At 69.6% G+C, this 12717-nt stretch carries 9 protein-coding genes; 8 read left to right on the top strand and 1 reads right to left on the bottom strand.

The annotated features are described in order from the left end of the window. Positions 1 to 8 precede the first annotated feature (8 nt). From MRBLWH10_RS09475 to MRBLWH10_RS09445, 7 genes are all read left to right on the top strand, one after another. The gene (locus MRBLWH10_RS09475) at positions 9 to 1007 is read left to right on the top strand and encodes an ABC transporter permease (RefSeq protein ID WP_105672435.1); all 999 of its coding nucleotides are present in this window, start codon (positions 9 to 11) and stop codon (positions 1005 to 1007) included. Next, a complete protein-coding gene (locus MRBLWH10_RS09470; RefSeq protein ID WP_223586674.1) occupies positions 1000 to 1995 on the top strand; it encodes an ABC transporter permease in 996 nt (331 codons plus the stop codon). The genes MRBLWH10_RS09475 and MRBLWH10_RS09470 overlap by 8 nt, the downstream gene beginning before the upstream one ends. After that, complete coding sequence (locus tag MRBLWH10_RS09465; RefSeq protein ID WP_223586673.1) at positions 1992 to 2843, top strand: ABC transporter ATP-binding protein; 852 nt, start codon at positions 1992 to 1994, stop codon at positions 2841 to 2843. The genes MRBLWH10_RS09470 and MRBLWH10_RS09465 overlap by 4 nt, the downstream gene beginning before the upstream one ends. Continuing rightward, on the top strand, positions 2840 to 3685 hold the full coding sequence (locus MRBLWH10_RS09460) for an ATP-binding cassette domain-containing protein (RefSeq protein ID WP_105676499.1): 846 nt from the start codon (positions 2840 to 2842) through the stop codon (positions 3683 to 3685). Before MRBLWH10_RS09465 ends, MRBLWH10_RS09460 begins: the two co-directional genes overlap by 4 nt. 88 nt (positions 3686 to 3773) lie before the next feature. Continuing rightward, entirely contained in the window at positions 3774 to 4919 is a 1146-nt protein-coding gene (locus MRBLWH10_RS09455; protein ID WP_341942494.1) for an ROK family transcriptional regulator, read from the top strand. Positions 4920 to 4957: 38 nt separating this feature from the next. After that, complete coding sequence (locus tag MRBLWH10_RS09450) at positions 4958 to 6214, top strand: 6-phospho-beta-glucosidase (RefSeq protein ID WP_341942493.1); 1257 nt, start codon at positions 4958 to 4960, stop codon at positions 6212 to 6214. Then, entirely contained in the window at positions 6211 to 7233 is a 1023-nt protein-coding gene (locus tag MRBLWH10_RS09445; protein ID WP_341942492.1) for a BadF/BadG/BcrA/BcrD ATPase family protein, read from the top strand. The genes MRBLWH10_RS09450 and MRBLWH10_RS09445 overlap by 4 nt, the downstream gene beginning before the upstream one ends. A gap of 59 nt (positions 7234 to 7292) precedes the next feature. On the opposite strand, the gene MRBLWH10_RS09440 is transcribed toward MRBLWH10_RS09445, so the two are convergent. Continuing rightward, positions 7293 to 10967 carry a multifunctional oxoglutarate decarboxylase/oxoglutarate dehydrogenase thiamine pyrophosphate-binding subunit/dihydrolipoyllysine-residue succinyltransferase subunit gene (locus MRBLWH10_RS09440; protein WP_105676504.1) on the bottom strand — a complete coding sequence of 1225 codons (3675 nt, stop codon included), beginning with the start codon at positions 10965 to 10967 and terminating at the stop codon, positions 7293 to 7295. 161 nt (positions 10968 to 11128) lie between these two features. Here MRBLWH10_RS09440 and MRBLWH10_RS09435 point away from each other — a divergent pair, with 161 nt between their 5' ends. Next, entirely contained in the window at positions 11129 to 12583 is a 1455-nt protein-coding gene (locus tag MRBLWH10_RS09435) for a GuaB1 family IMP dehydrogenase-related protein (protein WP_341942491.1), read from the top strand. Positions 12584 to 12717 lie beyond the last annotated feature (134 nt).

Below are 12717 nucleotides of genomic sequence, written 5' to 3'. Positions count from 1 at the left end.
AGGACGGCGTGAAGTTCTGGATCCGCCGCATCGTGTTCTACGTCGTGACGCTCTGGGCAGCCGTCTCCCTCAACTTCCTGTTGCCCCGGATGCTTCCGGGCGACCCTGTCGCGATCATGCTCGGCAAGCTCCGCCGTGGCGGACGCCAGCTGTCGCAGGAGACGGTCGACGCCGTCACCGCTCTTCTCGGCGGTGACAAGGGATCGAGCCTGTGGGACCAGTACATCGCCTACTGGGGCCGGATGCTGCACGGAGACCTCGGGGTCTCCCTGACCAAGTATCCGGTCCCGGTCAGCGACCTCATCGCCGCGGCGCTGCCGTGGACGGTGACGCTCGTCGGAGCGGCCACCGTCATCTCCTTCGTGCTCGGCATCATCGGGGGCGCATGGGTCGGATGGTTCCGCGGCACCTGGGTCGACCAGCTCGTGCCGATCACGACCTTCCTGCAGTCGATCCCGTACTTCTGGCTCGCCCTCGTGCTCGTCGCCGTGTTCTCGGTGCAGCTGGGGATACTGCCGATCATCGGCGCCTACGACGTCTTCGAGTACCCCGGAGGCCCCGAATGGAGCCTGCCGTTCTTCGGGAGCGTCTTCGTGCATGCGCTGCTCCCCGCCGCGACGATCGTCATCTCCTCGGTCGGCGGCTGGCTGCTCGGCATGCGCAACATGATGGTGCAGACCATGGCGGAGGACTACGTGCTCACGGCGGAGGCGAAGGGACTGCGTCCCTCCCGCATCCGCGGCGCCTACGCGGCCCGCAACGCGTCGATCCCCAGCCTCGCGGGCTTCGGGATCGCGCTGGGCTTCGTCGTCGCCGGCTCCATCGTGACCGAGCAGGTCTTCAGCTACCCGGGCATCGGCAAGCTCATGATCCAGTCGGTGCAGAGCCTCGACTACGCCCTCATGCAGGGAGTGTTCCTCGTGATCACCCTCACGGTGCTGGCGGCGAACTTCCTCATCGACCTTCTGTACGGCTTCATCGACCCGAGGGTGCGTCGCAATGGCTGATCTGATCGAGGCGCCCGTCGCCGACTCCACGCATGCCGTCGCGGTCTCCCGGGCGGACCGCCCGCGCCGCGTCTTCCCCAAGCTCTCGGGCAAGCTGCTCTCGGGCATCGTCATCATCGTCGCGATCGTCCTGTTCGGCCTGCTCGGGCCGCTCTTCACGGGAGACCCGAGGAACGCCGACTTCGATCCGCTGCTCCCGCCCAGCCTGGAGCATCCGTTCGGCACGACGAAGCTCGGCTACGACGTGCTCGCGCAGGTCGCCACGGGTACGCAGGGGTCGCTGTTCGTCGGCGTCGTCGCCGGCGTCGTGTCGCTCGTGCTCGCCCTCGTCTTCGGTGTGCTCGCCGGCTACTTCGGCGGCGTCCTCGACGAGACGCTGATGCTGCTGACGAACATCATGCTCGTGATCCCCGGTCTGCCGCTCGTGATGGTCATCGCGGCCTACGTGCAGCACACCGAGGGCCTCGGGGCGCTCGCGCGCAGCTCGCTGCTCGTGGCCCTCGTGCTCGGGGTCACCGGGTGGGCAGGATCCGCCGTGGTGCTTCGGGGCACCGCACGCTCGCTGCGGACGCGCGACTACGTCGCCGCCGCCGTGGTCGCCGGGGAGCGGCCGATGCGCGTGATCTTCGTCGAGATCCTCCCCAACCTCGTGCCGCTGCTGGCGGCCCAGCTCATCTTCGGCGTCATCTTCGCAGTGCTGGGGGAGGCGGGTCTTTCCTATCTCGGTCTGGGGCCGACAGGATCGATCACGCTGGGGACCGTGCTCAACGACGCCCAGACGGGCCAGGCCGTCGGCAGCGGTGCGTGGTGGTGGTTCGTGCCGCCGGGCGCGATCATCGCCCTGATCGGCACCGGTCTGTCGTTGATCAACTTCGCGATCGACGAGATCGTGAACCCGAAGCTGCGCCTGGCCCCGGCCGCTGCGCGGCGTCAGCGCCGCGCACGCCGTTCCGGCCGCGGCATCGGCGGAGAGGGAGCTGTCGCATGAGTGTTCCGGTGCTGTCGGCGCGCAACGTGTCGATCGAGTACGAGGTGGATCCGCCGGTGCGGGCGGTGCGGGATGTGTCGCTCACGCTGAACCGCGGGGAGATCCTGGGGCTCGCGGGGGAGTCCGGCTGCGGAAAGACCACTCTCGCGTACGGACTGAACCGGCTGCTGAAGGCCCCGGCGCTGATGACGAGCGGCGAGATCGTGTTCCACGACCGCGACGGTCGCGACATCGACATCGTGGCACTCGACGGTGAGGGCCTCAGGGCGTTCCGCTGGGACAAGATCTCGATGGTGTTCCAGGGCGCGATGAACTCCCTGAACCCGGTGATCGACGTGCGGGCGCAGATCTTCGACATCTTCGACACGCATCGTCCGGGGATGGCGCGGCGGGACAAGCAGGCCCGCGCGGAGGAGCTGCTCACCCTGGTGGGTGTGGATCCCGCGCGTCTGACGTCCTTCCCCCACGAGCTGAGCGGCGGCATGCGGCAGCGCATGATGATCGCGATGGCCCTCGCGCTGGACCCGCAGGTGATGATCATGGACGAGCCGACCACGGCGCTGGACGTGGTCGTGCAGCGGGGCATCATCCGCGAGATCATGCGGCTGCGCGAGCGGCTGGGGTTCGCGGTGATCTTCATCACGCACGACCTGCCGATGCTGATCGAGATCAGCGATCGGATCGCGGTGATGCTGCAGGGGCAGATCGTGGAGGAGGGGACCGCGGAGGACATCTACCGGTCTCCGCAGCACGAGTACACGAAGCGGCTGCTGTCGAGCTTCCCGTCGCTGACGGGTGAGCGCGGGGACTTCGTGCGCACAGGCGCGAGCCAGGAGGGTGTCCGATGAGCGCGGAAGCGGTGGCGTCGCTGGAGGCGCGGAATCTCAGCAAGGACTTCCATCTGCGATCGGGGTTCCGCTCGACCGTCCTCCACGCGGTGAAGGACGTGTCGTTCACCGTCGAGGCCGGGCGGACCGTCGCTCTGGTGGGCGAGTCCGGATCGGGGAAGTCCACGATCGCGCGGATGCTGATGAAGCTGGAGACGCCGACGTCGGGGAGCATCCTGATCGACGGGGTCGAGACGCCCACCAGGGGACGGGCTCTGGCCGCGTACCGGTCGGACGTGCAGATGGTGTTCCAGGATCCGTTCGCGTCGTTGAACCCGTTCCACACGATCGGTCACCACCTGGAGCGGCCGATCCGCCTGCACCACCCCGGTCTGTCGTCGGCGCAGGTGCGGGAGCGTGTGCTCGGGCTGCTGGATCGCGTGCGCCTGTCGCCCGCCGCGGACTACGTGGACCGGCGTCCGCACGAGCTGTCGGGCGGGCAGCGGCAGCGCGTCGCGATCGCCCGCGCCCTCGCCCCCGGCGCCCGGTTCATCGTCGCGGATGAGCCGGTGAGCATGCTGGACGTGTCGATCCGGCTCGGAGTCCTCAATCTGCTCGCGGATCTGCAGCGGGAGGAGAACCTCGGCGTGCTGTACATCACGCACGACCTCGCGACGGCCCGCCACTTCAGCGACGAGATCATGGTGCTCTACAAGGGGGATGTCGTGGAACGCGGTCCCGCGGACGACGTGATCCTGCACCCTCAGCACGAGTACACCCGCACCCTCCTCGCCGCCGCCCCCGAACCCGACAACCTCGGCCGGCTCCGCGACGAGGTCCGCGCCGAGCTCGGCATCCACTGACACCGTTCGCACGGCCCGCCACCCCGCACGAGCGGGGAGGCGGATCCGGCGACCCGAACGACCATCCCGATCAGCGAAAGGAGCATCCATGTCACAGATCGACCCGGGCACCTCGTCCTGGTTGCGCACCAGGAACGACCGCGAAGCCCTTCGCCTGTTCCTCGAGCACGGCGCGCTCACGCGCACGCGCCTCGGAGAGCTCTCGGGGATGTCGAAGCCGACGGCGACGCAGATGATCGCCCGTCTGGAGCGCGCCGACCTCGTCGCCCCGGTCGGCGAGGTCGCCGGCAGCAGAGGTCCGAGCGCCGTGAGCTGGGGCGTCCGCAACGACCGGATCAACGGAGTCGCCGTCAACATGCTCGACGACGGCATCCAGGCCGTTCTCGTCGATGCTCTCGGCACACCGCATCCGATCATCGAGCTGCCGGTCCACGGCGTGGAGCGGTCGCCGGAGAGCGATGTCGGACGGGCCATCGAGGCGGCGTGCGCGGCATCCGGCGCCGAACGGAGCACGGTCGAGGCCGTGACCGTGGGACTGCAGGCCGCCGTCAGCAGCGGCTCCGACACGCTGTCCCTGACCGACACGCTGCCCGGCTGGCCGTCGGAGGGGTCCCGAGAACGGATCGAATCGAGCCTCGGCGTGTCGGCGACCCTGGAGAACGACGTCAATCTCGCCACCATGGCCGAGCGGGCCTTCGGCGTCGCTCAGGATGCCGGCAGCTTCGCTCTCCTCTGGATCGGCGTCGGACTCGGCATCGGGGTCGACCTCGGCGGCTCCATCCATCGGGGCGCTCATGGCGGAGCCGGTGAGATCGGCTACCTGACCGTGGCCGGGAGACCGGGGGAGCCGGGTGCCGTGACCACCGCCCTGCTCGGCTCCGCGTACGTCATGAACCTCGCCGGAGCGCCGTCGACGGCACGCTATCCGCAGGGCGTCGCCGCGATCGCAGCGGACGAGTGGGCACTGCGGGAGATCGCCGCGCGGATAGCCGTGACCATCGAGCCCGTGCTGGCTGTGCTCGATCCGCAGCTCGTCGTGCTCGGCGGTCCGACCTCACTCGCGGGCGGGGATCGCCTCGCCGAGCTCGTCGGCGAGATCGTCCTCAGCGAGGAGCGGCCGACTCCCTCCGTCCGACTCAGTACGACCGGCGACAGCGCCGTTCTCGCCGGGGCCAGGCGTCTGCTCGTGGAGCAGATCCGCAGCCGGCTCGAAGACCGAATCCCCACACAGTGACCCGCACGGGCGCACAGAAGAAAGCACAAGGAGAGCAGATGAAACTCGCCATCGTCGGCGGTGGATCGACTTACACCCCGGAGCTGATCGACGGCTTCATCCGACTTCAGAGGGAGCTGCCCATCGAGGAGCTCGTGCTCGTCGACACCGACCGCACGAGGCTCGAGCTCGTCGGAGGCATGTCACGTCGCATGCTGCTCCGAGGCGGACACCCTGCCCGCCTCACGACGACGGACGACCTCGTCGCCGGCGTCTCCGACGCGGATGCCGTGCTGATCCAGCTGCGCGTCGGGGGCCAGGATGCCCGTGAGCAGGACGAGTCCTGGCCGCACGACGTGGACTGCATCGGTCAGGAGACCACGGGCCCCGGGGGACTCGCGAAGGCGCTGCGCACGGTTCCGATCGTGCTGCGGATCGCCGAGGTGGTCCGCACGCACGCGAAGCCCGACGCCTGGATCGTCGACTTCACGAACCCGGTGGGCATCGTCACCCGTGCGCTGCTGCAGGCAGGGCACCGCGCCGTCGGTCTGTGCAACGTCGCCATCGGCTTCCAGCGCCGGTTCGCCTCGGAGGCCGGAGTCGCCCCCGACCGTGTCGCGCTCGCGCACGTCGGGCTGAACCATCTCACCTGGGAGCGCGGAGTGTTCGTCGACGGCGTCGACATGCTGCCGAATGCGCTCGAGACGCGTCTGGGCGAGCTCGCAGAGGACGTCGAGCTCGCACCCGCGTTGCTCTCGCAGCTCGGTGTCATCCCCTCGTACTATCTGCGCTACTACTACGCGCACGACGAGGTGCTGCACGAGCAGCTGCACGCATCCACCAGGGCGCAGGAGGTGCGCGCGATCGAGCAGGAGCTGCTGGGCATCTACGCCGACGACGCCATCGACACCAAGCCCGAGATCCTGGAGAAGCGCGGCGGCGCGTTCTACTCGGAGGCGGCGATCGAGCTGCTCATCGCGATCCGCGGTGGCACCGAGCTGCCCAGGGTGGTCAACCTCCGGAACGACGGCGTGCTGCCCTTCCTCCCCGACGACCATGTGATCGAGGTGCCGGCCAGGCACATCGACGGGCGGTTCGTCGCCGAGCCGGTCGCCCCTCTTCCCGATGACATCAGCGGACTGATCAGCGCCGTCGCCGGGTACGAGCGCCTCGCCCTCGACGCCGCGGTCCACGGGGGCCGCGACCGAGTGCTCCGCGCGATGCGCGCGCACCCGCTCGTCCTGCAGCACGACAGAGCGGAGAAGCTCACCGATCTGCTGCTGGCGGCGAACTCCCGGTTCCTGGAGTGGGCGTGACCGCGGCATCCGATCTGGTCCTCGCCGTCGACGGAGGAGGCTCCAAGACCGATGTCGTGCTGCTCGACGTGACCGGCGCCGTGATCGCCTGGGAGCGCGGCCACGGCTCGAGCCCGCAGCTCGAAGGCCTCCACGAATCCGTGAGGATCATCGACGAGCTCGTCGTGAAGGCTCTCGGCGATCGAGATCCGCAGCGGCTCGTCCACGTCGGCCTGTACCTCTCCGGGCTCGATCTGGCCGATGAGATCGAGGCCTTCCGGTCGGCGATCGCCCCGCTGCCTTGGGCGGTGGGATCGGTCATCGCCGAGAACGACCTGCATGCCCTGCTGAGGGCGGGCACCGATTCGGGTGACGCGGTGGCGGTGATCTGCGGGACGGGCATGAACGCGATCGGGGTGCGGGCGGACGGCGCCGCGGTGCGGTTCCCCGCGCTGGGCCCGCTGTCCGGCGACTGGGGCGGCGGGAGCGAGCTGGGCGACGCCGTGGTGTGGCATGCGGCACGCGCCGAAGACGGACGGGGGCCCGCGACCGCGCTGCTTCCGCTGCTGCTCGACGCGATCGATGCGCCGAGCGTGAGCGCGCTGATCGAGGACGTCCACCTCGGACGCCGGGCCGACGAGGGCTTCGCCCGACTGGCGCCGCTCATCTTCCAGGCCGCTCACGCCGGCGACGCCGTGGCCCGCTCCGTCGTGCAGCGGCAGGCGGAGGAGGTCGTCGCGTACGTGGTCGCGTGCATCGACCGGCTCGGACTCCTCGATGCCGACGTCCCCGTCGTCTTCGGCGGAGGCGTCGCGAGAGCGCGCGACCCGCTCCTGCTGGCGGGCATCACCGAGGGGCTCGCCGCGCGGGTCCCGTTCGCGAGACTGTCGATCGTCGACGCCCCGCCGGTGCTCGGAGCCGCCCTGCTCGCGCTCGGCGACGCGGGAGCGGATGCCGCAGCACTCGCGCGGGCGAGCACGGGGCTCAGCACGGACGAGCGCTTCGCCCAGCGGATGCCGGCCACGGCATCCCTCCGCTGAATCCGGAGAGATACGCGAAAGGGCGCCCCGACCGACGTCGGGGCGCCCTTTTCACATGCTCAGACGGTGAGCGCCTCGCGGATCAGCGTCGCCTGCTCGGCCGCGTGGACCTTCGACGAGCCGGTCGCGGGGGAGGCCGACGCCGCGCGCGCGACCGGGCGGAACGTGCGGTCTCCGGGGACGTCGGCGAAAGCCAGAGCCAGGAACGGCCAGGCTCCCTGGTTCTCCGGCTCCTCCTGCACCCACACCAGCTCGGCGTTCGGGTAGGAGTCGGTGATCGCCTTCAGCTCGTCGATCGGGGTCGGGTACAGCTGCTCGAGACGGACGAGCGCGACCTCCGGGTTCGGGTTCTTCTCGAGGTCGGCGCGGAGGTCCCAGTGGACCTTGCCCGAGTGCACGAGCACCCGCTTGACGGCGCTGCGGTCGAGACCGCGGTCGTCGTCGATGACCGGCTCGAAGCGCCCGCTGGTGAACGCCTCGACCGGGCTGGTGGCGCCGCGCAGACGCAGCATCGCCTTCGGCGTGAACACGATCAGCGGCTTGCGCGGACGTGCGTAGGCCTGACGGCGCAGCAGGTGGAAGTGCGAGGCGGGGGTGGAGGGGCGAGCCACGATCATGTTCTCCTGCGCGCACAGCTGCAGGAAGCGCTCGATGCGCGCCGACGAGTGGTCGGGACCCTGGCCCTCGTAGCCGTGCGGGAGCAGCAGGGTCACACTGGACTGCTGGCCCCACTTCTGCTCCGCGGCGGAGATGTACTCGTCGATGACGGACTGGGCGCCGTTGACGAAGTCGCCGAACTGCGCCTCCCACAGCACGAGCGCCTCGGGCGCCTCGACGGAGTAGCCGTACTCGAAGCCGAGGGCGGCGTACTCGCTGAGCAGCGAGTCGTAGACGAAGAAGCGGCCCTGGGCGTCGGAGAGGTTCGACAGCGGCAGCCACTCCTGGCCGTTCGCGCGGTCGTGCAGAGTCGCGTGGCGCTGCACGAACGTGCCGCGACGGGAGTCCTGACCGGCGAGACGCACCGGGGTGCCCTCCACGAGCAGGGAGCCGAAGGCGAGCAGCTCGCCGAAGCCCCAGTCGATGCCGCCGTTGCGGCTCATGTCGAGACGCTTATCGAGCAGCTGCTGGATCTTCGGGTGCACCGTGAAGCCCTCGGGCTTGTTCACGAAGGCATCGCCGATGAGCTGGATGACCTCCTTCGCGACGCCGGTGACCTCGGGCGCGCCGATCTGCTCGTCGACGGGCAGCAGATCGGGGGCGATCGGGGTCGCACCGGTCTCGGCGGCGTGCGTCTCGGCGAACGCGATCTCCAGACGGTTCTGGAAGTCGGCCTTCGCCTGGTCGTACTCCTCCTCGGTGATGTCGCCGCGCCCAACGAGGGACTCGGTGTAGAGCTTGCGCACCGAGCGCTTCGCCTGGATGAGGTCGGTCATCAGCGGCTGCGTCATCGAGGGGTCGTCTCCCTCGTTGTGACCGCGGCGGCGGTAGCAGACCAGGTCGATGACGACGTCGCGGTGGAACCGCTCGCGGTACTCGAACGCCAGCTGTGCGACGTGGATGACGGCCTCGGGGTCATCGCCGTTCACGTGGAAGACCGGCGCCTGGATCGTCTTGGCGACGTCGGTGGAGTACACCGACGTGCGGCCGTCGTTCGGGGTCGTGGTGAAGCCGACCTGGTTGTTCACGACGACGTGGATGGTGCCGCCCGTGCGGTAGCCGCGCAGCTGCGACATCTGCAGCGTCTCGACGACGACGCCCTGTCCGGCGAACGCGGCGTCGCCGTGCACGAGGATCGGCAGCCAGGTGAAGGTGCCGATGGGCTTGCGGTCCTGCTTCGCGCGCACGATGCCCTCGAGCACTCCGTCCACGGTCTCCAGGTGCGAGGGGTTCGCCGCGAGGTAGACGGGCAGCTGAGCGCCGTCCTCGGCGATGAAGGTGCCCTCGGTGCCGAGGTGGTACTTCACGTCGCCGGAGCCGCGCTGGTTGCCCGGGGTCTGGTGTCCCTCGAACTCCTGGAACACCTGGCCGTAGGTCTTGCCGGCGATGTTGGTGAGGACGTTCAGGCGGCCGCGGTGGGCCATGCCGATCGCCGCGCCCTCGAGCCCCGCGTTCGCGGCGCCCTGGAGGATCTCGTCGAGCAGGGGGACGAGGGACTCGCCGCCCTCGAGGGAGAAGCGCTTCTGGCCGACGAACTTGGTCTGCAGGAAGGTCTCGAACGCCTCGGCCTCGTTGAGCTTGCGGAGGACGCGGAGCTGCTCGTCGTGACCGGGCTTCTGGTACTTGACCTCCACCTTCTCCTGGAACCAGCGGCGCTGCTCCGGGTCCTGGATGTGCATGTACTCGATGCCCAGCGTGCGGCAGTACGAGTCGCGCAGCACGCCGAGGATGTCGCGCAGCTTCGCGATGCGACGTCCGCCGAATCCGCCGGTGACGAACTCGCGGTCGAGGTCCCAGAAGGTGAGGCCGTGGTTCTCGATCTCGAGGTCGGGGTGCGAGCGCTGCACGTACTCGAGGGGGTCGATGTCGGCCATCAGGTGTCCGCGGACGCGGAACGAGTTGATGAGCTCCTGCACGCGAGCCTGCTTGTCGACGCGCTCGGCGAGGTCCACCGCGATGTCGGCGTTCCAGCGGATCGGCGCGTACGGGATGCGCAGGGCGGCGAAGATGTCGTCGTAGAAGCCGCGCTGCCCGATGAGCAGCTCGTGCACCTTCTTCAGGAACTCGCCGGATCCGGCGCCCTGGATGACGCGGTGGTCGTAGGTGCTGGTGAGGGTGATCGTCTTGCCGATCGCCAGCTCGTTCAGCGTCTTGTCGCTCGCGCCCTGGAACTCGGCCGGGTACTCGAGCGCGCCGGCGCCGATGATGCAGCCCTGGCCCTTCATCAGACGCGGCACGGAGTGCACGGTGCCGATGCCGCCGGGGTTCGTGAGCGAGACCGTGGTGCCCTGGAAGTCGGCGGCGGTGAGCTTGTTGTTGCGAGCGCGGGTGACGAGGTCCTCGTACGCGACGAGGTATTCGCTGAACGTCATCGTGTCGGCGCGCTTGATGCTCGGCACCATGAGGGCGCGGGTGCCGTCAGGCTTGGGCAGGTCGATCGCGATGCCGAGGTTGACGTGCGCGGGGGCGACGACCGAGGGCTTGCCGTCGATCTCGGCGTAGAAGACGTTCTGGCTGCGGAACTCGTCGAGCGTGCGGATGAGCGCCCAGCCGATGAGGTGCGTGAAGCTGATCTTGCCGCCGCGGGTGCGAGCCATGTGGTTGTTGATGACGATGCGGTTGTCGATCATCAGCTTCGCGGGAACGGTGCGGACGCTGGTGGCGGTCGGAACCGTCAGCGACTCGTCCATGTTCGCGGCGAGGGTCTTGGGCAGACCGCGCAGCGGGGTGACCTTGTCCTCTTCGGCCGCGTCGACTGCCGCATCCTTCGCCTCGGGCTTCGGCGCCTGGGCGGGGATCGGGGCGGCTGCTGCGGGCTTGGCCGTGGTGCGCGCGACGGGCTGCGCGCCGATGACGGGGATCGGAGCCGTCACAGGGTGCGCGGGCTGAGCGGGAGCGGGAGATGCGGCTGCGGCGGTGCCGGTCGCGGCATCCGACTGGTACTTCTCCAGGATCGGCCACCACTCCTTGTCGACGGAGTCGCGGTTCACCTTGAACTGCTCGTAGAGCTCTTCGACGAGCCAGGAATTGGCTCCGAACCCCCCGTCGCCCCCGACGCCGGTCACCTGGTTCGACACGCTCGATCGCCCTCTTTCATCGCTGAATCTCAACGTGTGCTCACAAGGACGCAGGATGCGCCCGGGTCTGCACACTCTCGACCCACAAGCCTAACGTGTTTCCCCGGGGGATTCGTCGTCGCGGCGCGCCAAGATGCCGATGATCTCGGTACCGTGGAGTCATGGAGTTCGCAGGCAAGCAGCCCACCGTCGATCTGACCTATTCGGACGTGTTCCTCGTGCCGCGCCGATCCGGCGTGACGAGCCGTCTGCAGGTCGATCTCGCCCCGAACGACGGCACACCGGCGACGCTGCCGCTGGTCGCCTCGAACATGAACTCCGTGACGGGGCCGCGGCTCGCCGCCGTGCTCGCGCGACGCGGTGGGCTCGGGGTGCTTCCGCAGGACATGCCGCTGCAGGATCTGGATGCCGCGATCCGCGACGTCAAGGACCAGCCGGTGCTCTGGGACACGCCCCTCGTGCTCCCGCCGACGGCATCCGTCTCCGAGGCGCTCCGGCTGCTCCCCGCGACCGCGGGGCACGGCATCGTCGTGGCGAAGGGGACGGCCCCCTACACGGTCGAGCAGATCCTCGGCATCCTGCCCGCCGCACGCCTTGCGACCGCGCTGACGGACGCTCAGCTCGGGGATCTCGTGCACACGGGCACGCCCTCGCTCGACGCGGACGACATCGGCTCCGAGCGGCACGCGTTCGACGTGATCACCGACGCCGGTGTCGAGATGGTGACGATCGTCCGCCACGGACACCTGGTCGGCACCCTCAGCGCTCGCAGCGCGCTGCGAGCGACCCTGTACCGCCCCGCCCTCGACGCGGACGGCCGTCTCGCGGTCGCCGCGGCTGTCGGCATCAACGGCGACGTGGCGTCCAAGGCCCGCGCGCTGGCCGCCGCCGGTGTGGACGTGCTCGTCGTCGACACCGCGCACGGGCACCAGGAGGGGATGCTGCGCGCGCTGCGCGAGGTGTCGTCGCTCGACCTCGGACTGCCGATCGTCGCCGGCAACATCGTCACCGCCGACGGCGTGCGCGACCTGGTCGACGCCGGAGCGACGATCCTGAAGGTCGGGGTCGGCCCCGGCGCGATGTGCACGACGCGCATGATGACCGCCGTCGGGCGTCCGCAGTTCTCCGCCGTGCTCGAGACCGCGGAAGCAGCGCGGTCGCTCGGCGCCCACGTCTGGGCCGACGGGGGAGTGCGCTACCCGCGCGACGTGGCGCTGGCGCTCGCCGCGGGGGCCGCGTCGGTCATGGTCGGGTCCTGGTTCGCGGGCACGATCGAGGCGCCGGGCGAGCTGCAGCGCGATGCGGACGGACGGATCTTCAAGGAGTCCTGGGGCATGGCGTCGACCAAGGCCGTCCAGGCCCGATTCGGTCGTCTGGACGCCTATGAGCGCGCGCGCAAGGAGCTCTTCGCCGAGGGCATCTCCTCGTCGAAGATCTACCTCGACCCGCTGCGTCCGGGCGTCGAGGATCTGCTCGACATGATCACCTCCGGTGTCCGCTCCTCGTTCACCTACGCCGGCGCGTCGTCCGTGCCGGAGTTCCACGACCGCGCACTCGTGGGTCTGCAGTCGGCAGCCGGCTACGAGGAGGGCAAGGCTCTGCCCGTCAGCTGGTAGTCGCTCCGCGAGAACCCCCGTCGCGCGGGGTGCTGCGCCCGAGCCGCACTCGGCGCGAGGGATTCAGGAGAGGGTGGGCGTCACGGGTGCGCCTGACCCTCAGCCGGATTCTGTACAATCGTGCTCACCATGGA

It is taken from the genome of Microbacterium sp. LWH10-1.2 (assembly GCF_038397765.1).
GTDB lineage: Bacteria > Actinomycetota > Actinomycetes > Actinomycetales > Microbacteriaceae > Microbacterium > Microbacterium natoriense.
Note: the sequence above shows the minus strand (reverse complement) of the source record. Positions and strands in the feature narration are given on the sequence as shown.